Origin of the sequence: Nocardia pseudovaccinii NBRC 100343 (assembly GCF_001613225.1) — a bacterium.
In the GTDB taxonomy this organism is placed as follows: Bacteria; Actinomycetota; Actinomycetes; order Mycobacteriales; family Mycobacteriaceae; genus Nocardia; species Nocardia pseudovaccinii.
On record NZ_BDBY01000118.1, the window covers coordinates 44,703 to 70,362 of the forward strand.

24 protein-coding genes are annotated in these 25,660 nt (G+C 65.6%); 6 read left to right on the forward strand and 18 right to left on the reverse strand.

Going from position 1 to position 25,660, the window contains the following annotated elements:
• Positions 1-16: 16 nt before the first annotated feature.
• Positions 17-751: a zf-HC2 domain-containing protein gene (locus NP3_RS13865; protein ID WP_063824763.1), complete on the reverse strand. Its 735-nt coding sequence runs from the start codon at positions 749-751 to the stop codon at positions 17-19.
• A gap of 65 nt (positions 752-816) precedes the next feature.
• Here NP3_RS13865 and sigC point away from each other — a divergent pair, with 65 nt between their 5' ends.
• Positions 817-1,383 carry an RNA polymerase sigma factor SigC gene (sigC, locus tag NP3_RS13870; RefSeq protein WP_063041339.1) on the forward strand — a complete coding sequence of 189 codons (567 nt, stop codon included), beginning with the start codon at positions 817-819 and terminating at the stop codon, positions 1,381-1,383.
• A gap of 230 nt (positions 1,384-1,613) precedes the next feature.
• Here sigC and NP3_RS13875 read toward each other — a convergent pair whose 3' ends face one another.
• The 3 genes from NP3_RS13875 to NP3_RS13885 are packed head-to-tail and all read right to left on the reverse strand — an operon-like array spanning position 1,614 to position 4,569.
• Positions 1,614-2,483, reverse strand: a complete 870-nt coding sequence (locus tag NP3_RS13875) for an ABC transporter ATP-binding protein (protein ID WP_084508564.1) — start codon at positions 2,481-2,483, stop codon at positions 1,614-1,616.
• A complete protein-coding gene (locus tag NP3_RS13880) occupies positions 2,480-3,529 on the reverse strand; it encodes a FecCD family ABC transporter permease (protein WP_084508565.1) in 1,050 nt (349 codons plus the stop codon). Before NP3_RS13880 ends, NP3_RS13875 begins: the two co-directional genes overlap by 4 nt.
• Entirely contained in the window at positions 3,526-4,569 is a 1,044-nt protein-coding gene (locus NP3_RS13885; RefSeq protein WP_063041341.1) for an ABC transporter substrate-binding protein, read from the reverse strand. The genes NP3_RS13880 and NP3_RS13885 overlap by 4 nt, the downstream gene beginning before the upstream one ends.
• A 204-nt stretch (positions 4,570-4,773) precedes the next feature.
• Here NP3_RS13885 and NP3_RS13890 point away from each other — a divergent pair, with 204 nt between their 5' ends.
• On the forward strand, positions 4,774-5,235 hold the full coding sequence (locus NP3_RS13890) for an STAS domain-containing protein (protein ID WP_063041343.1): 462 nt from the start codon (positions 4,774-4,776) through the stop codon (positions 5,233-5,235).
• Between the two features lie 12 nt (positions 5,236-5,247).
• Here the strand turns inward: NP3_RS13890 and NP3_RS13895 are convergent, their stop codons facing one another.
• The 7 genes from NP3_RS13895 to NP3_RS13925 all read right to left on the reverse strand — a co-directional run bounded on the left by NP3_RS13895 (position 5,248) and on the right by NP3_RS13925 (position 14,523).
• Positions 5,248-6,468, reverse strand: a complete 1,221-nt coding sequence (locus tag NP3_RS13895; RefSeq protein ID WP_063041345.1) for a DoxX family protein — start codon at positions 6,466-6,468, stop codon at positions 5,248-5,250.
• A gap of 76 nt (positions 6,469-6,544) precedes the next feature.
• Entirely contained in the window at positions 6,545-7,408 is an 864-nt protein-coding gene (locus NP3_RS13900; protein ID WP_063041347.1) for an alpha/beta fold hydrolase, read from the reverse strand.
• Positions 7,409-7,518: 110 nt separating this feature from the next.
• On the reverse strand, positions 7,519-9,261 hold the full coding sequence (locus NP3_RS13905) for an N-acyl-D-amino-acid deacylase family protein (RefSeq protein ID WP_063041349.1): 1,743 nt from the start codon (positions 9,259-9,261) through the stop codon (positions 7,519-7,521).
• 4 nt (positions 9,262-9,265) lie between these two features.
• Entirely contained in the window at positions 9,266-10,945 is a 1,680-nt protein-coding gene (casG, locus tag NP3_RS13910; protein ID WP_063041351.1) for a steroid-24-oyl-CoA synthetase, read from the reverse strand.
• 20 nt (positions 10,946-10,965) lie between these two features.
• On the reverse strand, positions 10,966-12,006 hold the full coding sequence (locus NP3_RS13915) for an NAD(P)-dependent alcohol dehydrogenase (protein WP_063041353.1): 1,041 nt from the start codon (positions 12,004-12,006) through the stop codon (positions 10,966-10,968).
• Positions 12,006-13,145 (reverse strand): serine hydrolase domain-containing protein, encoded by a 1,140-nt coding sequence (locus NP3_RS13920; RefSeq protein WP_063041355.1) that lies wholly within the window; start codon positions 13,143-13,145, stop codon positions 12,006-12,008. The genes NP3_RS13915 and NP3_RS13920 overlap by 1 nt, the downstream gene beginning before the upstream one ends.
• 10 nt (positions 13,146-13,155) lie before the next feature.
• Complete coding sequence (locus NP3_RS13925; protein WP_245720925.1) at positions 13,156-14,523, reverse strand: flavin-containing monooxygenase; 1,368 nt, start codon at positions 14,521-14,523, stop codon at positions 13,156-13,158.
• A gap of 154 nt (positions 14,524-14,677) precedes the next feature.
• Between NP3_RS13925 and NP3_RS13930 the strand changes: the two genes are divergently transcribed.
• Positions 14,678-15,298 (forward strand): TetR/AcrR family transcriptional regulator, encoded by a 621-nt coding sequence (locus NP3_RS13930; RefSeq protein ID WP_084508567.1) that lies wholly within the window; start codon positions 14,678-14,680, stop codon positions 15,296-15,298.
• On the opposite strand, the gene NP3_RS13935 is transcribed toward NP3_RS13930, so the two are convergent.
• The 4 genes from NP3_RS13935 to galK all read right to left on the reverse strand — a co-directional run bounded on the left by NP3_RS13935 (position 15,295) and on the right by galK (position 19,843).
• Positions 15,295-16,524, reverse strand: coding sequence for an epoxide hydrolase family protein (locus tag NP3_RS13935; protein ID WP_063041361.1), 1,230 nt, complete (start codon positions 16,522-16,524; stop codon positions 15,295-15,297). The genes NP3_RS13930 and NP3_RS13935 overlap by 4 nt on opposite strands.
• 73 nt (positions 16,525-16,597) lie before the next feature.
• Positions 16,598-16,852, reverse strand: coding sequence for a hypothetical protein (locus NP3_RS13940; RefSeq protein ID WP_063041363.1), 255 nt, complete (start codon positions 16,850-16,852; stop codon positions 16,598-16,600).
• Positions 16,853-16,864: 12 nt separating this feature from the next.
• A complete protein-coding gene (locus NP3_RS13945) occupies positions 16,865-18,571 on the reverse strand; it encodes a sodium:solute symporter family protein (RefSeq protein WP_063041381.1) in 1,707 nt (568 codons plus the stop codon).
• A 135-nt stretch (positions 18,572-18,706) separates the two neighbouring features.
• Positions 18,707-19,843 carry a galactokinase gene (gene galK, locus NP3_RS13950; RefSeq protein WP_063041365.1) on the reverse strand — a complete coding sequence of 379 codons (1,137 nt, stop codon included), beginning with the start codon at positions 19,841-19,843 and terminating at the stop codon, positions 18,707-18,709.
• A gap of 173 nt (positions 19,844-20,016) precedes the next feature.
• On the opposite strand from galK, the gene NP3_RS13955 reads away from it, so the two are divergent.
• The 3 genes from NP3_RS13955 to NP3_RS13965 are packed head-to-tail and all read left to right on the forward strand — an operon-like array spanning position 20,017 to position 22,801.
• Entirely contained in the window at positions 20,017-20,607 is a 591-nt protein-coding gene (locus NP3_RS13955; protein WP_245720926.1) for a pyruvoyl-dependent arginine decarboxylase, read from the forward strand.
• Positions 20,604-21,230 (forward strand): polysaccharide deacetylase family protein, encoded by a 627-nt coding sequence (locus NP3_RS13960; protein ID WP_245720927.1) that lies wholly within the window; start codon positions 20,604-20,606, stop codon positions 21,228-21,230. Before NP3_RS13955 ends, NP3_RS13960 begins: the two co-directional genes overlap by 4 nt.
• On the forward strand, positions 21,230-22,801 hold the full coding sequence (locus tag NP3_RS13965) for a GGDEF domain-containing protein (protein ID WP_084508568.1): 1,572 nt from the start codon (positions 21,230-21,232) through the stop codon (positions 22,799-22,801). Before NP3_RS13960 ends, NP3_RS13965 begins: the two co-directional genes overlap by 1 nt.
• Here NP3_RS13965 and NP3_RS49720 read toward each other — a convergent pair.
• The 3 genes from NP3_RS49720 to NP3_RS13980 form a co-directional block, all read right to left on the reverse strand.
• A complete protein-coding gene (locus NP3_RS49720) occupies positions 22,798-23,562 on the reverse strand; it encodes a DUF6319 family protein (protein ID WP_063041389.1) in 765 nt (254 codons plus the stop codon). The genes NP3_RS13965 and NP3_RS49720 overlap by 4 nt on opposite strands.
• A gap of 292 nt (positions 23,563-23,854) precedes the next feature.
• Entirely contained in the window at positions 23,855-24,562 is a 708-nt protein-coding gene (locus tag NP3_RS13975; RefSeq protein ID WP_063041367.1) for a DUF8020 domain-containing protein, read from the reverse strand.
• A gap of 205 nt (positions 24,563-24,767) precedes the next feature.
• The coding region (locus NP3_RS13980) for a PepSY-associated TM helix domain-containing protein (protein WP_174566213.1) at positions 24,768-25,660 on the reverse strand (893 nt) is incomplete at its 5' end.

Genomic DNA, 25,660 nt, shown 5'->3' on the forward strand with positions numbered 1-25,660 from the left:
CCAATTCCGTTCGGTCTCAGGCGGCGGGATCTTGGGTCGAGCGGAGATGGCCGGTGCGGCGGCCGAATCGCGCGCCGGGCGGCAGGACGAGTTCGGTGGGCGCGGGATTGCTGGTCCGGGTCGGCGGTGAGATTTCCGGTCGGCGGGTGCGATGCACCACCACGACCAGCACCAGCGCGGCGACCAGAATGCCGTGCGAGAGCACCCGGGAGATCGGCACGACACCGGAATACAGATCACCGATGACAAAGGCGGTGAGCGCGGTCACCAGCACGCCGAGCACCGGGAGCACACCGGAGGTGGCGTACGGCCGAAGTGCGCAGTAGATGAATCCGATGCCGATCGCCAGGCTCCATGCCGTCGACTCGTTCATCAGGTGCCGAGTCATTTCGGCGCCGTGGTGATGGGTCATACCGAAGTCGAATCCGGCGAACTGACCGATTGCGAGCGCGCACTGCACGATTCCGAGCAGGCCGAGCAGCAGCCGGGTCCAGCCGCCCCCGGAAAGTGATGTCCACCACCCCGCTCTGCGCGGGCGTTGCAGGTCCGCGGCGGCGAATATGGCGTCGGTGAGGTCGGGTGCGTACGCCGAACCGCCGCGCAGCAGGCGCGAGGTTTCCACGGCGGCCGCGTACCAGGAACAGCACTGCGCGCACTGTTCCAGGTGTTCGTCGACGCGTACCGCGGGCACGGTTTCGCGTTCGCCATCGATCCGGGCCGACAGCGCGGTCCGGCATACCTTGCACTCCACATCCAGATTGTCGTCTGCCGGAACCACAAAGTTCCCAGGGTTGCGCACGGGTTATTCTCGAGCCCATGCCGACGCCCGCCGAGGATGACGAGACGACTCAGCTGGCACTGGCGGCGGCGCGTGGGGATCGACGAGCCCTGGAAGCTTTTATCCGGGCCACCCAGAAGGATGTCTGGCGGTTGCTGGCCCATCTCACCGAGCTGTCGCGTGCCGACGATCTGACACAGGAGACCTATCTGCGCGCGCTGGGCAGCATCAAGCGCTTCGAGGGTCGCTCCAGCGCTCGAACCTGGTTGCTGTCCATCGCGCGTCGCGTCGTCGTCGATCAGGTGCGGATGGCCGTGGCCCGGCCGCGTATCGCGCAGGGTGTCGATTGGGTGGCGGCGGCCGACCGTCAGGTGGGTCGCCGCGATGGGCTCGCCGACATTGTCGAGCTGAAGCTATTGCTCGACGATCTGTCCGCCGAGCGGCGGGAGGCGTTGGTGCTGACGCAGGTGCTCGGGTTGTCCTACGCCGAGGCGGCGGCGGTGTGCGGGTGTCCGGTGGGGACGGTGCGGTCCCGCGTAGCACGCGCCCGTGAGGAGCTCGTCGCCGCAACGCGCTTCGGCGGGAAGCGCCGCGCGAACGGCTGACGGCTTCCGCTGGGTGCGAAGCCTTAGAGGGGAATGGCTGTTTCGCGGGCGGCCGAAGGCTGTGTGGCCGATGCAATCGGTCGTCGGCGCGCGGCCGCGCGAATGGCTGACGACATCCGCTGAGTATGAACCTCTACCGGCGAGCGGCTGTGCAGTGGGCGACCAAAGGCTTTGCGGCGTAAAGCAATCAGGTCGTCGGTGAGTGTGAAAGGCTGTCTCCGGGCTTCCGGTCAGTACGAATCCTCACAAGAAGTGGCTGTTTGGTGGGCAGCTAAAGGCGCTGCGGCGTAACACAATCGGACGACACCATCATCATGCAGCTCGGCAGTAGCATTGACACCGAAGACATTCCGCAGCAGCTCTGGGGTCATGACCTCGAGCACCGCACCGGCCGCGACGACCTTGCCGTGGTCGAGCACGACCAGCTGATCGCAGCAGCGCACGGCCAGATCCAATTCGTGCAGCACGGCCAGCGTTGTGATGCCGGTCGAGCGGACCAGGTCGAGCAGTTCGAATCGGGCACGCACGTCGAGATGATTGGTCAGTTCGTCGAGCACGAGCAGGCGCGGTTGCTGTGCGAGTGCTCTGGCCAGCAGCACTCGCTGACGCTCACCACCCGATAGCGAGCCGATCGGGCGTTCGGCGTAGCCGGTGACATCGGTGCGCGCCATGGCATCCGCGACCGCCGCATGATCGGCGGCGGTATCCCGGCTGAACAGCGCATGATGCGGACTACGACCGAGCCAGATCAGCTCCGCGACCGTCAATTCCGCTGCGCCCGAACCATTCTGGAGCACTGTGGCCGTGGTGCGCGCCGCCGCGCGCGCCGACATCGCACTGATATCGGCGCCGTCGATCAGCACCATGCCCTGCACGGGCCGCAGCGAGCGATAGATGGTGCGCAACAGCGTCGTCTTTCCGCTCCCGTTCGGCCCCACCACCCCGACGAACGCCCCCGGCGGCGCCTGCAACGTCACCCCATCCAGCACCCACGCGCCCCCGAATCCGATCGTCACCCCCACCACCGACAACTCGGCGATCCGGGCACCGTGTGTCTCCACCGGGCGCCCACCCGACTTATGGACGGGGTGCCCGGTCATGCGGGGCCTCCCTCACGCCGGAGTAACCAGAGGAAGAACGGCGCGCCGAAGGCGGCGGTGAAGATGCCGAGCGGGAGTTCGTTGGGGGCGTCGATGGTTCGTGACAGCAGGTCGACCAAGACCAGATATGCCGCGCCGACTAGAGCGGCAAGGGGGAGTACCCGACGGTGGTCCATGCCGAAGACCAGACGTATCAGATGCGGAATCATCAAGCCTACGAAGCCGATTCCACCCGCTACCGCAATCAGCACGCCGGTCAGCAGCGAGGCCAGAACCAGCAGGGTGATCCGGGTGGTGCGGACATCGACGCCGAGCGCGGTCGCCTGTTCATCGCCGGTGCCGAGCACATTGAGGCGTCGACCGAAGGCCAGCACGACGGTCACGACAACGAGGACCACAAGCGTCACCGGTCCGAGTCGGGACCAGCTCGCGCCGGAGACACTGCCCATGGTCCAGAACATCACCGCGCGCAGCTCGTTCGGGGTGGCCCGCAACTGGAGGTAGTTCGTCGCCGCCAGCAGTAGGTATCCGACGGCGACACCTGCGAGAACCAGACGGGTCGGAGCCAGGCTGCCGCGCCGCTGTCCGAGTGCGAAAACCACTGCGGCGGTGCCGATTGCGCCTACGAACGCGGCCGCCGAAACGCCCATACCGCCGAGTGCGGCACCTGCGGTGACGATCACGGTCACCGCGCCGAGCGAGGCGCCGGAGGACAAACCGAGCACATACGGGTCGGCAAGCGGATTGTTCACCAGCGCTTGCAGAATCACGCCCGAAATCGCCAGGCCGCAGCCGCAGAGTGCGGCGAGGATGACCCGGGGAAGCCGATAGTTCCAGACGATCTGGTCAACGGTGAATCCGACATCCGGTGACTTACTCGATAAGTGGGCGAGGATGACTCGGCAGGTATCGGAGACCGAGACTGTGACCGATCCCGCACCGATGGATACCAGCATGACCACGAACAGGATTGCCAGCGATACGGCAATCGCTAGAGGCAGGGGTGTCGTCGCCAGTAACCGCCGTTGTCGAAGCGTATTCGTCATGCGAACTGTTCGGGGTGTACGAGTCTGGCGATCTTGTCCACCGCGATGTCATTGCTCGGTCCGAGGTAGATCGAATCCGACAGCACCGTGTAATCGGTGTTCTTGCTCGCGGTCCACTGCGGGAACTGCTCGAGGATCCGCTTGGCCGCGCCATCGATATCGGGATTGCGGTAGTCGACCACGATGAGTCCATCGATCGGGGTGACGGCGAGCTGCTCCTTGCTGATCGAGACGAAAGTCGTTCCGTCCGTGCGCTTGAACGGATTCACCGCATCGGCCCGATCGATGATGTCGTTCCAGATGCCGCCCGCCGCAATGGCCGAAAAGTCGCCCCCATCGCCCATACCCATCCCCGGGTAGATGAGCATCACATTCTTCCTGGGCTGTCCGGCCACCCGCACGGATGTCTCGGCGATCTTGTGCTCGATGTCATCGATGAGCTTCGCGGCGCGACCGGGTACATCGAAGATCGTCCCGAAATCGCGCAGCATGGCGTAGCTGTCCTCGATGGACGGCATGCCGGTGACCGCGCCGGTCACACCGCAATTGGATCGGGGCACATAGGTATTGGCGCCCGCACTGGACAGCTCGGCGCGGGTGGCGAAACCCTGATCGGCGGAGAAGCCGCCGCCTCCGGTGGAGATGACGAGATCGGGATGCTGGGCGAGCATGGCCTCGCGGGGGATGTCCTGCAGGTTGTTCGGGGTGATATCGCCGGTCGGCAGGGCCGCGATGGCATCGGCGCGACCGGACACATCGGAGGAGCCGTAGGACTGGGCATTGGCGACGACACGGTCCGCGACACCGAGCGCGACCAGCGACGAAACCTCGCCGATCGAACCGCCGTTCATCACCACGACCCGCTTCGGTGTCTCGGTGAAGGTGTAGCTCTTACCGCAGTTCTCCACGGTGACGGGATATTTCGTGACGCCCTCGGTCGCGGCGGCAGGTGCGGTGGTCGCGGATTCGGTGACTGTGGTCGAACATCCGGTGACAGCGACGGCGCCAACGGCCATGGCCAGCGCCGCTGCACGCTTCATGGGCCTCCGGGTGCGCTCGCCGGTTTCGGTAGGGCGCATCCGCAGTGCTGTGTACTGCATGGACACTTAGTCGTACGGTGTCACGCTCTGGTTCCCGGAAATTTTTCGCATCCGTTACCGTGTGACGCGCAGGATCCCTGTACAGACCCGGCCGACCCTGCTTGACTTGTGTGACAGGTCCGACCGGACCGCAGGAGCCAGCGCATGTCGACCCATTTCGCTTATCCGGCAGGTAGACCCGCTGACCGTGACAAAACGGAACACGGTGAGCGCGTCGATATTTCGACCGTGCCCGGAGCTCGGATCATCCAATTCACGGTGAGCCATCCGCGTGGCGATGTCACGCTGGTGGTCGTCACGGGCGAGGTCGATCTGTGGACCGCGCCGCGACTACGGGACAAACTATTGCGTGCCTTCGGTTCTCGGGGCTCGATCATGGTCGTCGACCTGTCCCCGGTCACCTTCTTCGCCGCCGCCGGACTGGCGACCCTGATCGAGGCTCAGGCGGCGGCCGAAAAGGCCGACCGCCGAATGGTTTTGATCACCACGGTGCGCTGTGTCGATCGGGCCATCGAGCTCACCGGACTTGCCACGAACTTTCGCCGCGTCGGCTCCTTGGCCGCGGCGCTCGCGGACCCCGCACCGGGATGTGCCGCCCCGGTGTAGGGTCCGCGTGATTCAGCGGAACCGCGCCTCCACACGGGCACGCGCGTTCGCGATCCGTTCCTGCGCCAGCGCCGCCCGTTCCTCAGCCTTGTCGAGACGGCGCAGGGCCCTATCGACCCGCGGCTGTGCCTTCTTCCCACGCCGCTCCGCCTTCTTGGCCAACCGCGCGCCGCGCTTCTGCGCCTTTTCCGAGATTTCGGCGCCGCGTACGCGTGCGGTCGAGGCGAGTTCCGGCCCGCGTTCCCTGGCGAGTTCGGCGATTTCGGTGCCGCGGTGCTGGGCCATTTCAGCCAGGTGCGCGCCGCGTTCCCGCGCGGTCGAGGCGATTCCGGGCCCGCGTTCCTTGGCGAGCTCCGTCAGCTCGATGCCGCGGTGCTGGGCCTTCTCGGCCAACCGCGCGCTACGTTTCTGTGCTTTGCCCGAGATTTCGGCGCCGCGTTCGCGTGCGGTCGAAGTGAGTTCCGGGCCGCGTTCCTTGGCGAGCTCCGCGAGGTGCACACTGCGCTCCCGCGCCGCCGCGGCGATTTCCGGCCCGCGCTCCTTGGCGAGCTCCGCGAATTCCGCCGCCTTCTCGGCCCACTTCGCACCGCGTTCCTTGGCCAGCTCGGCCCATTCCGGACCGTGTTCCCTTACCGTCTCCGCGATATCGGCCCCCCGCTCCTGCGCGACATCGCCGAGTTCGCGGGCCCGCACGGCGGCATCGTGAGCGCGGCGGCGCAGTGCGTCGCCGGTGGCCGAATCCGTTGCGGTGAACGGCAATGCGGCCGAAACCGCCGCCGTGGCATTGCTCGCGGCCCGTCGGCCACGCCAGCCGAGCGACGGCCTGCCCTCGGTGTCCGCGCTGGCGATCATCAGACCGCCGAGCAGACTCACATCCTTGACGAAGGCCTTGCGCTTGGCCGCCTTGCGTTCCGGATCCTTTTCCGCCCAGAAGTCCTGTTCGGTGACCGTCGCGGGAATCACCGTCGCGGCCAGGGTGAGCGAGGCCAGGCGCGGAAACTTACCGAGGGCGAGCAGCACACCGGCCGAGACCTGGGTGAGCGCATTGATCCGCACGAACGTCCCGGGATCCGCTGGCAATTTCGCGGCGATATTGTCGGGCAGCGACTGCTGTCCCTGCTGGACCAGGGCCGATGCCGCTTGGGTGCGCGGCTCGGGGTGGACCAGCGCGTCGACCCCATCGGCGACGAACGCGGTCGCCAGCAGTGGTCGGGCAAATCGGCGTAGCAACATGACGTCCCTTTCCTCGATGGCTGAGGTTCGGGTAACCGCGTTCGGCGCCGTCAAACAACAAGATCAACACCCGGAATCAAGGTTTGACCGGGTGTTCTGTCGCGCCGAACGGCCGTACCTCCGGACTGGACAGAAAGGTGGTGATGATGTTCGTTACGGTCTCTGGATCCTCCACCATAGGCAGGTGGCCGCATTCCGTGAGCTGAATTCGGGTGTGCGGATGCAGTGTGTCGTCGAGTCGGGCGCCGGCCTGGGCCGACAGGATGCGGTTCTGCTCGCCCCAGATGGTGCAGATCGGCGGGAATCCCGGGCCGGGGTGGAAACCATCGAGGTCGGCATAGGTCGGGAAATCCTGCACCAGGCCGTGCAGCGCCTGCAACCGGCCCTTGTCGCCCCAATGTGCCATGAGACGCGGCGAGTGGTGCAGATCGCGCCGCCGCCCTTTCGCGCCGAGCTGGTCGGCGACGATCCGGGAGATGACCGCATCCGGCAGCGCCACCCTGCGGGCCACCGGCGCCAGCGGGAGTCTGGCATCGACCCAGGCCAGACCGGACTGGCGTCCGGCACGCATGGTGTTCCAGGTCAGGGGGTTGCACAGCACCAGAGCGCGCACGTTGTCCGGATGCGTCATCGTGTAGCGCAGTGCGGTGGCGGCCCCCAGACAGTTGCCGATCAGCACGACATCGGTGAGTTCCTGTTCGGCCAGGAAGGCCTCGAGCATGCTGACGTAATCGGCCAGGTGATAGCCGTCCGCGGGTTGGTCGGATTCGCCGTAACCGGGCAGATCCAGCGCGAATACCTCGTGCTCGTGCCGCAATTCGCCGACCTGATCGTCCCAGATGTGGCGCTGGGCGCCCGCATTGTGCAGCAGGATGACCGGTGCGCCGCTGCCGACGCGGTCATAGACGACATCCCGACCGCGATGCGTGAAGATCGCCACGGCGCCTCCTTGCGAGTGGATAGGCGAACACCTGTGTTCGCCAGTAACGCTTAAGGTAGCGCGGATCCGGCGGCGAAGCGAATTGCCAGCGGGCGGTCGGTACTGCCAGGTCAGGCACCCGCCCGGAGGAAGCGACCCGTGCGGCGGGCACCGAGGACCGGTTCCGCTAGGCCCCCGCCGAAGACGTACTCCCCGCCGACAAGCACCGCGACCACCGTCGCGTCATTGCGGTTGACCATGCGCGACAGGTTGTCGAATACGGCGATCGGTGCTTCGGCGTAGGCCTCGACGGACTCGTCCAGATGGGCGGGATCGATGACGACCAGATCGGCGCGATCACCGGGACGCAGGTGGCCCGCGTCGATGCTGTACCAGTCGGCGAGTTCACCGGTGATGCGATGCACCGCGCGTTCGAGGGACAGGAACGGATGGCCAGCGCGCTCGGCGTCGTACACCCTGCGCAGGAACCGCAACCCGAAGTTGTAGAAGGCCATATTGCGCAGGTGCGCGCCCGCATCCGAGAAGCCGAGTTGCACACCGGGATCGGCGGCGAATTTGTCGAGCACCTGCGGTCGATGATTGGAAATGGTTGTGCGCCAACGCACTTTGCCACCGTGCTCGACAACCAAGTCCAGGAAAGCGTCCACCGGATGCAGGCCACCGCGCTCCTGTCCGACCTGACCGAAGGTCTTGCCGATCACCGAAGCGTCCGGGCACTCCACGATCTCGGCGTCGAAGAAATCGCGATGCCACACCCGCGGCCCGAACTTCTTGTCGTAATCCTTGCGGAATCGGCGTCGATAACCTTCGTCGCGCAGTAGTTCCCGGCGCTGCTCCAACTGGTTGGACAGGTGCAGTGCCGCCGCGCCCGAACCGAATTCCTCGAAGACCGGCAGATCGATACCGTCGGAGTAGACCTCGAACGGCACCGGCAGATGCTGCCAGCGGAAGTCGCCGCCCAGTCGATCGATCACCCGCGCGATCAACGGAAAGATCTGGGCGACAGCGGGAATCGCCTTGATATCCGCCGCGGACAGCAGGCTGACCTTGAGCGGTTTGCGGAAGATGCCCAGGCTGCTGGCCGCCATCGCGATCAGACTCTGCGGCCGGGCCACATCCGGACCGCCCTGTAGTGCGCGGCCGCGACGGCGCAGGATCGCATTGAGCATGCGGCGTTCCCTGGCGGTCGCATAGGTCGAGGGCAGGGTGCGTGAGCGGCAGAGCTCGCCGTCGAGCTTGTCGAATAGCAACTGTTGGGAGGACATGCCGACAAAGCCCGCGTCCAATGCCTCATCGAGTTTCGCTGCCATGGAGGTCAATTCGGCATCGGTCGGCCGAATCTCCTTGCGGGTGGCGCGATCCAGTCCCATCTCGGCAGCCCGGATATCGGAATGTCCGATAAAGGCGGCCAGGTTCGGTCCGAGCGGGAGTGCCTCCAGTGCCTCGACATATTCGTGTGCCGAAGTCCAGGACTTGATCTCGGCCATCGCCGCGATGACGTGCTTACGCGGAATGGCCTCCACCCGGCCGAATAGATCACCGGCGTCCGACGCGTCGACGTGCACCGTCGATAACGAGCACGACCCGAGCAGTACGGTCGTGATGCCGTGCCGGATGGATTCGGCGAGCGCCGGACTCTGCAGCACCTCGACGTCGTAATGAGTGTGGATATCGATCATGCCGGGAATCACCCATTTCCCGGCGGCATCGATGACGTGCGGGCAGTCGGTCTCGTCGAGCGGTTCGGCCGAAACTGCGGCTATAGCACCTTCCCGGATACCGAGATGGCGGATGGCCGACGGCGAGCCGGTGCCGTCGAACCACCGTCCGCCTTTGATGATCGTCTCGTACATGACTTCACTCCGCGACGGAATCGGACAGGGCTTCGGCGATCCCGGCCCGCACGACCTTGCCGGTCGCATTGCGGGTCAGGGGCGTTGTGGTGATCCGCCACTGTGCGGGCACCTTGTAGTACGCGATGCGCTGCTTCGCGAACTCGGCCAGCTCCTGTTCCGTTGTGGCGGAGCCGTCCTCGACGACAACCAGTGCCGCGATCACCTGGCCGAGATCGTCATCGGGCAGTCCGACGACGGCCGATTCGCGCACCGCGGGATGTTCGTCCAGGCACTGCTCGACCTCGGTCGGGTACACATTCTCGCCGCCGCGCAGGATGAGATCCGAACGCCTGCCGGACAATCGGAGTCGGCCCTGCTCCAGGACACCGATATCGCCGGTGCGCAACCAGCGCTCGGGCGTGATGGCGGCCGCGGTCGCGGCCTCGTCCGCCCAGTAGCCGAGCATCACATAGGGGCTGCGCACCCAGATCTCACCCTCGACGCCCTCGCCGACGGGTTCGCCGAGCGCATCGCGGATCTGCAGGTCGACCCCGATCACCGGGCGGCCGACGGTATCCGGGAAGGCGGCGAGTTCGGCCGGTGCGGCAATGGTCGCCGCGGTACTGCATTCGGTCATGCCGTAGCTGGTCACCAGCGCGGTCTTGGCGACCGGAAGCTGTTCGCGCAGTTGCTGTTGCAGTGCGGCCGAGGACGGCGCCGAATTGAGCGAGAAGGCGGCAAGCGAGGTCAGATCGTACTTCGACAGATCCACTTCGAGCAGGCGACTCGCCATGGTCGGCATCGCGCCCCAGTTGCTGATCCGCTCCCGTTCGATCAGCCGCAGAATCCGCTCGGCATCGAACGCGCCCTGGTAGATGACGGCGGTATCGCCGGTCACCATCCGCGGCAGCACCAGATTGTGCAGGCTGGCGATGTGGAACAGCGGAGAGGTGAGCAGGAAGCGGCGCCCCTTCGGACTGCCGTCGTCGACGCCACCCTGGAAGGCGGCGGCGAGTGCGTCGTTGAATCGGTGATAGTCGATGACCGCCACCAGGTTTCGATGCGAATGCACCGCGCCCTTGGGGCGGCCGCTGGTGCCGCTGGTGTAGAGGATGATCGCGGGATCGTCCTCGTCCACCGGAGTATGCGGTAGCTCCCCTTCGCCGAATTCGGCGATCAGCGCGGGCAGGTCGTGCTCCATGGTGAGCACGGGAACCCGAACGTCCAGCTGCGCCACCTGACCCGCGCGTTTCGCGTCGACGATCAGGACCTTCGGACCGGTGTGCTCGAGGCCGTAGGCGATTTCGCGCGGCATCCACCAGGCGTTGTAGCCGACCGCGATCGCGCCGAGCGTCTGTGCCGCCCAGAACGTCACCACCCATTCAGGGGTGTTGGCCGCGAGAATACCGATCCGGTTGCCCTTTTCGACGCCGTACCGGTCTCGCAGTGCACGAGCCAGGGCGCCGACGGCGGCCGCGTGCTCGGTGTAGGACATTCGCCGGTCCTCGGTGACCAGGTAGTCGCGATCACCCAGGGTAACCGAGGCCGCGAGCACTTCGCGCAGTGCGCGGACACGGTCCTCGAGCACCGGAATCGGCGCGCCGAGTACGTCTTCGACCGTCATCTCGAATGATCCGCCGGGACCGGTCAGCCGCGCGACGGCCTGCGCGGCCATTGCCTGTGGATCGAAAGGCTTTGTCATAGAAGGAACTTCCTCGTGGTTCAGGGCACAAGTACGGCACGGCCGGTAATGAGCCCGCGCTCCAGTCGGTCGAGGGCCGCGCGGCCGTCCACCAGATCGAAGCGTTCGGTTTCGACGGTCAGCCGACCCGACTGGGCCAGAGCAACGGAGTTGATCAGGTCGGATTTGGTGCCGCCGTAGGACTTTCGGATCGAAGCGCCCCACGGCCAGCCCGGACCGCCCGCCGGTCCAGCCGTGATTTCCGGTGTGCCACCGCCGAGCCCGATCATGCGGTACGCGCCGTTGGGGGCAACCGATTCCACCGCCAGCCTGGCGGTCGCATCGACACCGACGAAGTCGAAGACCGCGTCGGCACCGCGGCCATTCGTGCGGTCCAGGATTTCGCGCGCGGTGTCGGCGCCGGAGAGCAGTCCCTCGGCCGCGCCGCAGCGAGTGGCCAGGGCGAGTTTGTCCTCGCTGACGTCGACGGCGATCACGTGCGTCGCGCTGGTCGCGGTGAGTATCTGCACCGCGACATGGCCGAGTCCACCGATGCCGATGACGACCGCGACAGAACCGGGGTACAACTGCTCTCGCGCACCGTTGATGGCGTGATAGCTGGACAGCGCGGCATCGGCCAGCGGCGCGGCCTGCAGGAAATCCAGCTCGCCGATGGGTACGAAAGAGCTTGCGGGGATGCGGATGTACTCCGCCATACCGCCGTCCGGACCGAGTCCGGGACACGGCGGCATGGCGGTACGTCCGGCGGCGAGGCAGACATTCTCATTGCCGCTCACACATTCTCGGCAGACGCCGCACGACCAGCAGAGATAAACAATGCCGCGCTCACCGGCCACCCGACCCTCGACATCGCTGCCGACCGCCTCGATGGTGCCTGCCACCTCGTGCCCGAGCGTCAGCGGATCCTCGCGCATCTTGAACGGAATATGCAGCACATGCAGATCGGAATGGCAGATACCCGCGGCACCGACGCGCAGCAGCAGATCAGTCGGACCGATCGCGGGCACCGCGACCTTGCGTAGTTCGAGCACACCGGGTTCGGTGAGCTGCAATGCCCGCATCATCCGCGCACCACCGAAAACACAGCGCGCAGATAGGCATTCGCACGATCGGAGCCGATGAGTCCGGGCGCCATTTTGTTCATGGTGTAGGCGAAGGTGACTCGATGATCGAGATCGTTGACCACGATGGCGCCGCCGAATCCGGCCCACCAGCAGACCTTCCCGCCGGGCACCTCCGGGGCGGTCTGCGGCTGGGGGAGTCCGTAACCGAGGCCGAAGCGCAGCGGCAGCAGTAGCGCCAGATCCGCACCGTCGGACTGCTGTTCGAAGATCAGATCGATTGTCTTCTCCGATAAAAACCTTCGCCCGCGCAGCTCGCCACCGCAGGCGACCAGTGACTGCACCGCCGCCACGGAATGCGCATTGCCGTGCCCGTTCACCGCGCCGATCTCGGCCTTCCGCCATGCGGCACTATTGGCCTCCGGAATATCGAGCAGAGGACTGGTGAGCGTTTTGACCAGGATGCTGTCCTGATCGAGCGTGGCCATATCGAATTCCAGCAGCGGCGGCGGGACGAGTGGTGCGATGCGGTGATGATTTTCCGGTGCGGTGCCGATATGGAAATCGGCATCGAGCGGTCCGGCGAGTTGTTCGGCGAAGAACTCGCCGAGGGTGCGGCCCGTAATTCGACGGATCACTTCGCCTACCAGATGCCCGTAGTTCAGTGCGTGATAGCCCGATGCGGTGCCCGGTTCCCACCACGGCGGCTGGTTCGCGAGACGCGCGCTCGCCGCTTCGGCGTCGTAGATATCGGCCAGCTCGATCGGCCGCTCCCAGCCCGAGACTCCGGAGGTGTGGCCGAGTAAATGGCGAATCTCGATATCGCCCTTGCCGTTCGCGGCGAATTCCGGCCAGTAGTGTGCGACCTGCTGCTGCACATCCAGCTCGCCCCGGTCCACCAGCAGCAGCGCCGACAGCGCGGTCATGGTCTTGCTGATGGAGAAGACGTTGACCAGGGTGTCCTCGGTCCACGGCACGGTCCGCTCGAGATCACGGTGCCCACCCCAGATATCGACGACCGGTTCGCCGTCGACGGTCACGCAGATCGATGCCCCGAGCTCCGCACCCGAGGCGATCTGGTCGGCCAATTCTTTTCGCACACCGGCGAATTCATCGGTACAGAATCCTGATGTCGTCATCGCGCCGCCCTCACGCGTTCTCGAGCGCCCTGGCGGGCACCGGCAACGCATTGCCAGCGGCAGCGGCTCGCTTTGCGCCCCTTGCCATTTCCCGATTCATATCGCGCACATAGGGCTCGAACTCGACCTGGATCGTATGCCGAGGCGAGTTGTAATACCGTCCGGTGCGACGCTGTTCGGCCGCCGCGATCTCGGCAGTCATCTCCGCCTCCGACGGCGGCAGGTACTTGCCGGTCAGATAGGCCACGACCAACTTGCTCTGCTGTTCGGCGAAATTCACCAGCGTCGGCAGCGGTTGGGCCAGACCGAGGTAGAACAGATTGTCCACACCCGGCTTCATCATCTGCTTGAACAGCGGGATGCGATTCTGCTCGTCCGGCACCAGTTTCGGATCCGAGAAGAACGGGAAGCTGATGTGATAGCCGGTGGCGCAGACGATGACGTCCACCTCCTCGGTGCTGCCGTCGGCGAAGCGCACCTGCGTGCCCTCCAGGGCGGTAATGGCCGGTTTGAAGGCGATGTCGCCACAGCCCGCGCGATGCAGGAACTCCTCACTCGCCGACGGATGTGCCTCGAACGGTTTGTGATCGGGTTTCGGCAGACCGTAGAACTCCATATCGCCGCGGAACTTGCGCACGAAGCGCTGCTTGAGCTTCAGGCTGACCTTGCGCGGAATCCACGGCGGCACACTCTGTTTGTCGCCGACCTTGCCGTTCACATACTTCGGCAGCACCCAGACCCCGCGGCGCGCGGAGACGGTGAGCTTCTCGGCGACGAAGCGCTGCGACAGTTCCGAGGCGATATCCAGACCGGAATTGCCCATGCCGACCACCACGATCTTCTTACCGCGCATATCCACCGGATCGAAGGGATCGTTGTAGGCGTGACTGTGCAGCAGCACGCCGTCGAATTCGCCAGGATAGTCCGGAACGCGCGGATCCCAGTGGTGGCCGTTGCAGACGATCAGCACGTCGTAGGCCCGGGTGCGGCCATCGCTCGCGGTGACCAGCCAGCTGCCGTCGTCCTGCCGCTCGGCCGCGGTGACCTTGGTATCGAACAGGATCTTGTCGCGGAAGCCGAAATGGTCCACGTAATCCTTGAAGTACTGGAACAGCTGGGAATGGTGCGGGAAGTCCGGCCATTCCTCGGGCACCGGATAATCCTCGAAGGCGAGCCGGAACTTGCTGGTGTCGATATGCAGCGACTGGTAGCAGGCCGACATCCCATTGGGATTCTTGAAATACCAATTGCCGCCGACCTCATCGCTCGCCTCGAAGACCTCGAAGGGAATATCGAAGTCCTGCAGGCGTTTTGCGGCGGTGATTCCGGAGGGGCCCGCGCCGATGACGCATACCCGGGGCAGATTGCTGTGAGTCAATTCCGTAGTCCTCGTCCGAAGGATTGCCGTCACGTGGGCGGCACCGGATCCGGTGCGGCGAACCATCCCGCGCCGCCTGCGGCACGTGGAGTGACGTAGGCAACAAATTAGCACTGACTAGACTTGCTGTCTAGTGAATGACATGATGTCTACCATGCCGACCAAGTCGAACCCGCCCGGACTGAGCCTGCGCGACGAACAGAAGCTGCAGACCCGCGCCAGACTGATGGACGGCGCCAAGGCGCTGTTCACCGAACGGGGTTATGCGGCGGTCCGGGTCGACGACATCGCCGCCGCCGTCGGCTGCAGCCGCGCCACCTTCTACCTGCACTTCAGCAGCAAGCTGGAGATCCTGCGCGCCATCGCCGAACAGAGCACCGCGCCGACCGCACTGCACTTCTACGAGGATCTGGACCGGGTACTCGACACCGGCTCTCGCGCGGAATTCGTGGACTGGGTGACCCGCGCCATCGCCTGGTTCCACGAATACAAGGACCTGCTGCCCGCCTGGGACGAGGCCACCGCACTGGAGCCGGAATTCCGCGAAATCGCCCGCCGCGGCATTCTGGCCCTGCCCAATGCCATGACCTCCTACCTCGCCCGCTGGCCCGAAAACCGTCGCGACGAGGCGCGCCTACGCGTGGAACTCCTTGTCGCCCAACTGGAACGCTTCTTCACCCGCTGGGCCATGCAAGGCACCATCGATGTCTCCGCCGCGCAAGCCGCCGAAGTCCTCACCGACATCTGGTTTCCGGCCCTGCAAGCCCCCGCCTAGCGGCGGCCGCGGAAGGTGCGGCGAAGGTCCTGGGTCCAGCGGTCCGGGATTTCCCAGGGAATGAAGTGGCCGCCCTGGTCGTGGGCGGTCAGGTTGACGAGGTTGTACCAAGGGCCGCGGTCGCTGGTGCGGAAGTGCTCGACGCGGTCGGCGGTGGTGACGCCGGGTGGATTCTCGTAGCCGACGAAAGTAATGCCGGTGGGGGCCTCGATGACGGGGTCGCGATCGTGGGACGGTGTCCAGGGGTACCGGTTGTTATTGGCATAGGTGCGGATCGAGGTGCCGATGGAATTGGTGACCCAGAAGATCATCGCGTGGGTGAGCAGTTCGTCCTTGTTGAAGACGGTTTCTATATCGCCGCCGTTGTCGCTCCATGCCATCCAGCGCTGGAGTATCCAGGCGAGCATGCCCGCGGGTGAATCGGAGAGGCCGAAGGCCAGGGTGCTCGGTTCGAGGACGTGCGCGGCGAGGTGGACGCCGAAACGGTGCTCCAGCTCGATGATTCGGTCGTAGACAGCCGTCGGCAGGCCGTCCGGAATGGGACGCCCGCCGGTTAGGTCCCAGCCTCGGTCACCGTTGAACAGCGTCAGCTTCTGGCCCGAACCGATGTGGATGGCGTACAGCTCGTCGGCGTATTTGTGGCCGAGCTGACCGGTGACCAATGCGCCGACATCGCACCCCGCGGCGGCGTATTTCGGGTAGCCCAGGGTTTCGGTCATGAGGGTGTGCCAGAGGTCGGCGACCTTCCAGAAGTTCATACCCGGATGCTTCGACAGCGGACTGGAGAAGCCGAAACCGGGGAAAGACGGCACGATCACATCGAAGGCATCGGCGGGATCGCCACCGTACGTACCGGGATCGGCGAGCGGATCGATGACCTTGGCCCAGTGCCAGAACGTCCACGGCCAGCCGTGGGTGAGGATCAGCGGTATCGGATTCGGGCCGACACCGGGTTTGCGCAGGAAATGCACCGGAACGCCATCGACGTCGACAAGGTAGTTGTCATAGGCGTTGATCGCGGCTTCGGCCTCGCGCCAGTCGTATTCGTGCTGCCAGTATTCGACGAGTTCTTGCAGGTAGCCGCGGTCTACGCCGTAGTAGCGGTCGTCATTGCCCACATCGTCGGGCCAGCGCGTCAGCGCGAGCCGGAGTCGCAGATCGGTGAGCACCGCATCGGGCACGTGAATCGGTGACGGCTGGAGCGGGAACGGGTCGGCGTGGCTCAAAGATCTCTCCTGCAACCGCTTCGCGAATCTCGGATGCCTCGACCGTAGCACCGGCGAAATCGCGAGCCCCGAGTCATGCCTCCGGCGGGGAATCCTCCTCGCCGACAGGCGCGTCCGCCTTGGTCGGCACCGCGACCGGCCGCAACAACACCCAGACCAGGAAGGCCAGCGCCACCGCTCCCATCCCGAGGCCTGCCCAGAGATTGACATTCACTCCGCCGGTCTTGGCTTCCTCGGCCCCGGTGTCGTGTACCAGTCCGGTCACAACCAAAACGACCGCATAGCTGCCAAGCAGTGCGCCGACAATGGTGCGGATATCGAAAAGCATCGACCGGCCTCCTTATCCGACAATGATATTCAGGGCGATGACCAGTACCAGCGCGATCCCCGCGAGCAGCACCGGCCGCTGATACCAGGGCAGGCTCGCCTCGTCCGGATCGTGCCGCAGTTCCTTCGGCGTCTCGGAATAAACCAGCCCGACCAGTTCGGCATCCGGCTTCGACTGCGTCACCTGGGTAACCGCCACGCTGACCACGATATCCACGACGAACGCCACCCCGGCCGCGACGAAACTCGAACCCTGACCGGACAATTCGAAGACTTCGGTTTTGTGCAGGATGAAAACCACTATCGCCGAGACGGTTCCGAAGACCAGCCCCATCCAACCCGCCGTCGGCGTCATCCGCTTCCAGAACATACCGAGAATGAACGTCGCGAACAGCGGAGCGTTGAAGAAGCTGAACAGCGTCTGCAGATAGTCCATCATATTGCTGAAATTGCCTGCGATGAACGCGGTTCCGATCGCCGCGACGGTCGCGCCGACCGTGGCCAGCCGACCGACGTTCAGGTAGTACCCGTCCGGCCGATCCCGCCGCACATACTGCTGCCACAGGTCATAGCTGAACACCGTATTGAAGGCGGAGATATTGGCCGCCATACCCGCCATGAATGCCGCAAGCAATCCGGCGAGGCCCACGCCGAGCAGTCCGTTCGGCAGCACGTCCTTCATCAGATACAGCAGCGCCTGGTTGTAGGTGGCATCACCGGAGTAGTTCGAACCCGTTGTCTCCGCCGCCTTGTACTCGCTCATCTGCGGTACCAGCACCGCGCTGATCATGCCGGGAATCACCACGATCAACGGAATGAACATCTTCGGATACGCGCCGATGATCGGGGTACGCCGCGCGGCCGAAATGGAATGCGTCGCGAGTGCGCGCTGCACCTCGACGAAGTTGGTGGTCCAGTAGCCGAACGAGAGCACGAATCCGAGGCCGAAGACGATGCCGACCACCGAAAGGAAGTTATCGGAAAATCCGCTGAGCGCATTGCCCGGCCAGGATTCCAACTGCGCGCCACCGCCGGGTGACGCGGTCACCTTGTCCCGCAGCCCATCCCAGCCACCGGCCTTGTGCAGACCGACCAGCGTCAGCGGCAACAGCGCGGCGACGATCACGAAGAACTGCAACACCTCGTTGTAGATCGCCGCGGACAATCCGCCGAGGGTGATGTAGGAGAGCACGATCACCGCGGCGACGATCACCGACACCCACAGCGGCCAGCCGAGCAGCACATTCAGAATCGAACCGAGCAGATACAGATTCACCCCGGCAATGAGCACCTGCGCGATGGCGAAGCTCAACGCGTTCACCAGATGTGCGCCGGTACCGAAGCGCCGCCGCATGAACTCCGGCACACTGCGCACCTTGGAGCCGTAGTAGAACGGCATCATCACCACGCCGAGGAAAAGCATGGCCGGGACCGCGCCGATCCAGAAGTAGTGGAAGGTGGGGAAGCCGTATTCGGCGCCATTGGCCGACATGCCCATGATCTCGACCGCGCCCAGATTGGCGGAGATGAAGGCGAGACCGGTCACCCAGGCGGGCAGCGATCGTCCGGACAGGAAGAAGTCGATACTCGACGAGACCCGCTGCCTGGCCAGCAGACCGATACCGATTACGAAGACGAAATACAGCGCTACCAGCGCATAGTCGACGGGCTGCGCGTCCAGGCGCAGTGTCGTCTCGGCGTGTACCGAGACGGCATCCAGCGCCGATGTGAAAACGGTCGAATCGGCAAGCGGCACAGCGTCGTCCCTCCAGGCGATGAAACCGGACGTCGTTCTACTGTGCGTGATTGTGCCGCACGCGCGCGGCACATTCGCGCACAAAAGTTGAGCGGTTGCTCAAACGATGCGGTGCGCCCCCGCTCCCGCGACGACCACGAAGGTGCGCGGCGCCTCGAAACCCGATCGCGCGAACCGATCTCGCACCGTGTCGGCGACCGACGCGGTGTCGTCCCGATCGACCAGCGCGATCACGCTGCCGCCGAACCCGCCGCCGACCATGCGCGCGCCGTGCGCCCCGGCGTCGAGCGCGGCCGATACCGCGGCGTCCAGTGCCGGTGTCGAAACCTCGAAATCATCGCGCAGCGACTCGTGCGCCGCGGTCAGGATCGGCCCGATCTCGCGCGGACCCGCACCACCTCGCAACTTTTCGGCAATCGTGAGCACTCGCGCATTCTCGGTCACCACGTGTCGGGCCCGTCGCCGCAGTACCGCATCGCCGATGCGGTCCACGGCGGCCACCGATTCGATATCACGCAGCGCGGGAACGCCGAGTGCCGCGGCGGCCGCCTCGCATTGGGCGCGCCGCCGCGCGTAACCACCATCGATCAGCGCGTGCGGCTGTCCGGTATCGATCACCAACAGCTCCAGCCCGAATCGATCGAGATCGAACGGAATCTGTTCGTGCGCGACACCGTCGTGCGCGACCAATCGCCGCACATCCAGGAACAACGCATGCCCCGCCGTGCACAGAATCGAAGCGGACTGATCGAGCAGTCCGGTCGGCACCCCGGCGTAGTCGTTCTCGGCGGCGCGGGCCAGGTCGATCAACTCCCGATCGGTGACGGTGGGCGCGAACAGATCTCGCAGCGCGACCGCAACCGCGCACGACAGCGCCGCCGAGGACGACAATCCGGCGCCGATCGGCACCGCACCGTCCAACTCCAGGTCGATGCCGTCGCGCGCATAACCGCGCCGGGCGAATTCGGACACAACGCCCAGCGGATACCGCGACCATCCGGGCACCCGATCCCGTTCGGCGGCAAGCTCGCTCACCGCGACCAGCACCGTCTCACCCGGCCGCTGTCGCGAGACCACCCGGACCCGGCCGTCGGTTCGCGCTTCCGCCCGACACTCGACTACCAGCGGCAATGCGATGGGCAGCACGAAACCGTCGTTGTAGTCGGTGTGTTCACCGATGATGTTGACCCGCCCCGGCGCCACCCACTTCGGCACGAATTCCTCGCTTCGTCGCATTGCCAGTGCCCACGCATGTCATCCCAGCGACCCTGGGCACCACACCCTACGAGACACGCCTCCGGAGCACGTCTTTCACCCCGCTCGGATGCGTGATCGATCGTCTTGACGCACAGTCGGTTTTGACGCAATACCGGCCTAAAAAACCCGGCCGATGGTTATGGGAGGGCATTATGATTCAGACAACCCCACGCGGCGGCCTGCTCGGGCTGCAGTGGATCGATCGACTACTCCCGCCCATGGGCAGGCCGGACCGCGGCGATCAGCGTGACTCCGGAGCTCCACTGACGATCGAGATCGGCGCGGCGACGGGGGTCGGCCCGACGGCTATGTCGGCCTTCGATGCGGCACTGCGTGACCTGGGAGTAGGTGATGCCAACTTGATCCGCCTGTCATCGGTCATTCCACCGCGCGCCGTTCTGGTCCGAAACGTTCGCGTCCGCAAGCCGATTCCCTGGGGTGATCGGCTCTACTGTGTCTACGCCGCGCAGCATGCGAATGCGGCGGGCGAACGCGCGGGCGCGGGCATCGGCTGGGTGCTGCGCGACGACGGTTCCGGCGCCGGACTTTTCGTCGAGCACGAGGCGGAGACGGCCGCGCAGGTCGCGACGCTGATTCGCGCGAGTTTAACCGATATGACCCGCAACCGGCCGCAACGCTTCGGCCCGATTCAACTCTGCACCACCGAGGCACGCTCCGATGGCACGCCGACTTGCGCGCTGGTGCTCGCGGCGTACCACACGACACCGTGGGGTCGACGATGACAGCATCGCGCAGCGATTCCATGGGGTGTGGTGGCCGGGCGACGGGTGGGCTGCCTGGGCTGAAAGTAACGATCGAATCGACCATTCCGGACGACCGGATCGACATGTTCCACCTGCTGTACGAAGAGGCCTTCGGACCCTTGCGTACCAAGGCCATTGCCAGGCAGGTCCTGCATCGATCGGAATTCCGCGAGGAGATGATCGACCCGCGGGTCGCAAAACACGTCGCGCGCACCGCGACCGGCGACCCCATCGGCGTGACGACTTTGACCAAACATCTCGAGACCGTCCCGTGGATCAGTCCGGAGTATTTCGCCGCCCGTTATCCCGAGCATGCGGCGCGCGATGCGATCTACTATGCGGGTTTCACCCTTGTTGCGCCAAGTGCCCGACAAGGGGCGGCGTTTCATGCCATGATCAAATCAGTTGTCCAGGTATTGGTGGCCGAGCGCGCGGCGGTCGGTTGGGACATCTGCTCGTATAACAACACTCGGTTTTCCTTCGCCGACAGCATTCGAGCGGTGCTCGATGAGCAAGAGGCGAACGTCGAAGTCGCGGTGGAGGATTCACAGACCTACTACGCGGCGCGGTTCACTGGGGATGGAGCGACCAAGGGGGGCTGATGACCGTCCGCGAAGAGCAGCCGACCATCGTTCGGCACCGCCTCGTAATGCGGTGGTGCACAGTAATTTTCGCGCTGACAGCAATCGGTCTCGCGGTGCTGCTCTGCATCGACGTCCGGCCGTTGTCGCTGCTTACCATGGCTGCCGTGGTGCTCGGCGCGCTCACCATGATCTTTATCGGCCTGCGGCGATATCGTCCCGAGCGGCCGGTGCCCTGGTATCTCCTCTCGGCCTCGGCCGTGCTGTTCGCGGTGGGTACGGCCATCCGCGAGGTGGACGGCCACGCGCTGCACCCGGCCGACGACCTGTTCACTCTCGCAGGCTATTTCGGCACCGGGGTGGCCGGGGCGCTGTGGTTGCACCCGCGCCAGGCCCGGCCCAACTACGATCTGCTGCTCGACTCGGCGCTCATCGGACTCGGCGCACTGCTGGCCTCGTGGACTTTTCTGATCTCACCGATCCTGCAGTCGCACGACACCACGGCGAACACTGTGGTGGCCGCGACCTATCCGGTGCTCGACGCCCTGCTGCTGACCCTGGTCGCGCATTCGATGGCGACCGCGACCCGTTCGGAGACCTCGCTGCGTCTGCTGCACGTCGGGTTGATCGCCGTACTGATCGGCGATTTCGGGTACAGCCTCGACGCCGTCGGTCGCGCACCCGTCGTGCACGAGTTGCTGCTGGTGCCGCTGCTGGTGGCCTATCCGATCGTCGGTGTCGCCGCGCTGCATCCGACCATGGCGAGTCTCGGTGCGCCACGGCACATCCACCCGCACCACTCGCGGCAGCGGGCCAGCGTCATCGCCGTCGCGTTGATCGTGGCCTCGCTGATTCCGGTGGTCGGCTCCAGTCTGGACACCCTCAATCGGGTGGTTGTCTCGTCACTGTGCGCGCTGCTGCTCATCGGCGTGCTGGTGCGTAGCGAGCGCGCGATTGTCCGCAGTGCGCGCAGTGAACGGCGTGCGCAGTACCAGGCCGATCACGACATGCTCACCGGCCTGCTGAACCGGTCCGCGCTGCTGCGCGCGCTGAATCGCAATCAGGAGCATTGGATCGAGCAGCCGCTGTGTCTGCTGTTCATCGATCTCGACGGTTTCAAGATGGTCAATGACAGCTACGGCCATGCGGTCGGCGACGAGCTGATCGCGAACGCGGCATCCCGGATCCAGCACATCATCCGGCGCGACGATGTGGTGGCCCGCTACGGCGGCGACGAATTCGTGGTGCTCGCATCGCTGGATCGGCAGGAGGCCGCCATGCTCGCGGAGCGACTACTCGGCGCCTTCGTTCGGCCGTTCGAGCTGAGCGCGGGCGAAATTCCGATCACCGCGAGTGTCGGCCTGGCCTGCGGCAGTCCGCGCAGCTCCGACGACACCATCTACGACCTCATCCGGGACGCGGATTCGGCGATGTACCACGCGAAGGAGTACTCGCTCGGCTACGCCTTCCACGACGATCTGCGCCACGGTGCGGAACCGCGGCACAACACCGCCGACTCGGGACGCCGGATCTGGCGCCCGAGCGGCCGCTCCCAGAACGCCAACGGTAAATCCGCCAGCACCGCGGTCTAGTCCGACAGTTCGTCGAGCAGTCGCCGCGCTTCCTCCAACTCGGCCTGTAACTGCTGCACCTTGGACTCCTGGACCACCCGGGCCGCCTCCAGGATTCCGGCAACCACCTCGGCCACCTCCGGATGCAGCACCTTGGCCGCCTGCGCCACCGCGGAGCTGGTCACCGGCAGACCGCGCACGGACTTCTTCTTGCCGCTGACCACATCGACCGACCATTCGCCATCCGCGGTACCGGTGAGCGTCACCGTGACCTCCGGCGCCTTCGCCTTGCTCCGCGCGGCGGTCGTCGCCTTCGCCGCGGGCTTCGCGGTGGCCGCGGGTGTCGCGGGTTTGGCCGGTTCCGTTGTGGCGGCAACGGGTTTCGGCGCCGGGGCGGGCGGGGTCGGGCTCGGGGACGGCCGGGGGGCCGGTGTCGCGGTGCTCGTCAAGGTCGACGGCTGGGTCACAGTGGATTCCTTCCTGGTTGTCGACTTCGGCTGGGCAGAGCTTGTGGTTGCCGCCTTATCCCGTGGCGGCTTGGTCAACGTGACTTCGGTCGGAGAAAAGGACAGTACATCCTTCGATCCGGTCGGCTTGACCCGCAGGAAGTCGCTTTCGGATCGATCACCGATCTCGACCACCTTGCCGGACCGTCCCTCCGGCACGCCCACCGCGGCCGCGGTGAACCACACCATCGGCGGGCGGCCACCGGCGATGTCCGTGGCGATCTGCTGAATCTCAGTGTCCGACAACGGCTGTGGTTTCGTTCGTGGGGACGGCATGGTGAACTCCGAGCGGTATTCGTGGATGGCTGCGTGCACAGATGATGCCGCACACCACCGACAGATACACAGGCCACCACCGAATCCACCCAGGATCGGCCAGAACTCGGAACCTCAGCGAACATGCGGCAACGATCCTGTGGCACGTATTCGGATGATCGCCGACGCCCGTGTTCCGCGATCCGCATGACCGCGACGATCTGCGTCCGGGCAGTCCATGTCCGGACAAGACGAGCGCCCCGCCCGCGATCGGGTGGGGCGCTCGTATTTCGTTGTGCGGCAGTGCTGTTGGTTATTTGGCGGGTGGGGTGAAGGGCTGGTTGACAGTGGTGAGGTACTGGATGGAGGCGCCGATGGCGACCGGGGCGGTCACGAGGATCTGGCCTGCGAGTACGCCCAATGCGCCGATGGCGACGATGCCGCCCAGGCAGCCGACGGCGGCGGCCGGAATGAACGGACCGAATAGGCCGACGATGGTGGCCGAGGCGACCGTCGCACCGGCAATACCGCCGAGTAAGCAGCCGACGGCGCCGCCGCCGATACCGCCGACCAGGGTGCCGATGGTGGCGCCCATGCCGATGGTGCTGGTCATGCGGGACCAGGCGGCCTGTTCGCGATCGTATTCGGTCTTCCAGGGCGCCTTGTCCTCGTACGGCAGTGCGACCGGCTTGTAGGTCGCGCGCGCGATGTCGAGCTGCGGCGTGAGAGTTGCTGTGTTATCGGCGATTTCGGCTGCAACCGGAAATTCGAATTCGTCGACGCGGAAGGTGAGCGGCGTGCCAGCGACGGTTGTTCCGTTGGCGGCCTTGATCTTCAGCGCGCCGTCCTCGACGACCAGCGAACCGGAATCGGTGGTGATGATCGACTGGGTGTCGGTGGCCTGGGCGGTGAAGTTGATCGGTTCGGCGGCCTCGATCGGTTCGGCGGAGCTCGCACCGGCGGCGATCCCCACCGCGGTCGTCATGAACGCGGCGGCCAGGGCGAACTTATTGATCTTCATGAGATTGGTGAATCCTGTCTGTTCGAGGCATGGCGGTACAACGGCCGTACCTCTGACGTCCGGTAGGTCGAATTGGTAACTGCCGGAGCCCCTCACGCCCCGGCAGTTGCTGCGTCCCGCGCGCTTTCGCCCGCGCCGCGCATGGCATGGCGGCGCGATGACGGGTGCGGCACGTGCATCGGTGTGCGGGAACAATCCCGCGGAACTAGGCCGTGGCGCGCTTGCCCGCCATTAGTCCGACGATGATGTCGACGGCTAGGAAGGCGAGCAGGCTCAGCCCGACCAGCGGCACGAACCAGCCGACAACCAGGGCGGCCGCCACGATGGGTACCGCCAGCCACGGCGAGGTCCGGCGCAATGCGCCGCGACGTGGTGGCCGTCCGATGGGGAACCGCGCGGCACCGCGGGTCGGCCGACGCTTCCACCACATCAGGTAGCCGAGCACGAGCACGACGATCAGCCCGATCATCACTGCGAGCAGCAGCAACTGGTTGAGCAGCCCGAACATCAAGCCCATGTGGAACTGGATGCCCCAGTTGGTGAGCTTGGCCATGATCGGCCAGTCGGCATAGGCGAGCTTGTCGGTGACCGCGCCGGTCGCGCCGTCCACGGCGACGGCATCGACGGTGTAGGTGCCCGGCATGCGCCGTTCCTTCACCGCGAATGCGGCGCCGGGTTCGGCCGGAATCGCGATCTCGGACCCCTGGGTGACGCCATTGGCGCGGGCCGCCGCATAAACCCCGTCGAGCTGTGCGATCCGGGTCGGGACATCGACCGGCGCGGGCGTGTGGCCGCCGCCGTGGTGCTCGCCACCGGCGTGTTCCTGCGTGGCCGCACCCGGCAGTGCGGTGCTCACGGCAGGTGTGGTCCAACTGAGCCGCTCGCGCAGTTCGGTAATGCTCTCACCGGCATAGGTCGACCAGGTCATCCCGGTCGCCGACAGCAGCAGGATCACCGGCATGATCCAAATACCAACGGCCCCATGCCAATTCATCGAACGACCGCGACCCTTTTGGGAACCGTCCGGTGCCAGCAGCCAGGCTGCGGAGTTGCGGCCGCGGCGTCCGCGCACCCGACGGATCCACAGCACCAGACCGG

Excerpts from the sequence above, each read along its gene's own strand:
- sigC (WP_063041339.1), top strand. The coding sequence starts at position 817 with ATGCCGACGCCCGCCGAGGATGACGAGACGACTCAGCTGGCACTGGCG.
- NP3_RS13875 (WP_084508564.1), bottom strand. The coding sequence starts at position 2,483 with ATGACCGGGCACCCCGTCCATAAGTCGGGTGGGCGCCCGGTGGAGACA.
- NP3_RS13880 (WP_084508565.1), bottom strand. The coding sequence starts at position 3,529 with ATGACGAATACGCTTCGACAACGGCGGTTACTGGCGACGACACCCCTG.
- NP3_RS13885 (WP_063041341.1), bottom strand. The coding sequence starts at position 4,569 with ATGAAGCGTGCAGCGGCGCTGGCCATGGCCGTTGGCGCCGTCGCTGTC.
- NP3_RS13890 (WP_063041343.1), top strand. The coding sequence starts at position 4,774 with ATGTCGACCCATTTCGCTTATCCGGCAGGTAGACCCGCTGACCGTGAC.
- NP3_RS13895 (WP_063041345.1), bottom strand. The coding sequence starts at position 6,468 with ATGTTGCTACGCCGATTTGCCCGACCACTGCTGGCGACCGCGTTCGTC.
- NP3_RS13905 (WP_063041349.1), bottom strand. The coding sequence starts at position 9,261 with ATGTACGAGACGATCATCAAAGGCGGACGGTGGTTCGACGGCACCGGC.
- casG (WP_063041351.1), bottom strand. The coding sequence starts at position 10,945 with ATGACAAAGCCTTTCGATCCACAGGCAATGGCCGCGCAGGCCGTCGCG.
- NP3_RS13915 (WP_063041353.1), bottom strand. The coding sequence starts at position 12,006 with ATGCGGGCATTGCAGCTCACCGAACCCGGTGTGCTCGAACTACGCAAG.
- NP3_RS13920 (WP_063041355.1), bottom strand. The coding sequence starts at position 13,145 with ATGACGACATCAGGATTCTGTACCGATGAATTCGCCGGTGTGCGAAAA.
- NP3_RS13930 (WP_084508567.1), top strand. The coding sequence starts at position 14,678 with ATGCCGACCAAGTCGAACCCGCCCGGACTGAGCCTGCGCGACGAACAG.
- NP3_RS13940 (WP_063041363.1), bottom strand. The coding sequence starts at position 16,852 with ATGCTTTTCGATATCCGCACCATTGTCGGCGCACTGCTTGGCAGCTAT.
- galK (WP_063041365.1), bottom strand. The coding sequence starts at position 19,843 with ATGCGACGAAGCGAGGAATTCGTGCCGAAGTGGGTGGCGCCGGGGCGG.
- NP3_RS13955 (WP_245720926.1), top strand. The coding sequence starts at position 20,017 with ATGATTCAGACAACCCCACGCGGCGGCCTGCTCGGGCTGCAGTGGATC.
- NP3_RS13960 (WP_245720927.1), top strand. The coding sequence starts at position 20,604 with ATGACAGCATCGCGCAGCGATTCCATGGGGTGTGGTGGCCGGGCGACG.
- NP3_RS13965 (WP_084508568.1), top strand. The coding sequence starts at position 21,230 with ATGACCGTCCGCGAAGAGCAGCCGACCATCGTTCGGCACCGCCTCGTA.
- NP3_RS49720 (WP_063041389.1), bottom strand. The coding sequence starts at position 23,562 with ATGCCGTCCCCACGAACGAAACCACAGCCGTTGTCGGACACTGAGATT.
- NP3_RS13975 (WP_063041367.1), bottom strand. The coding sequence starts at position 24,562 with ATGAAGATCAATAAGTTCGCCCTGGCCGCCGCGTTCATGACGACCGCG.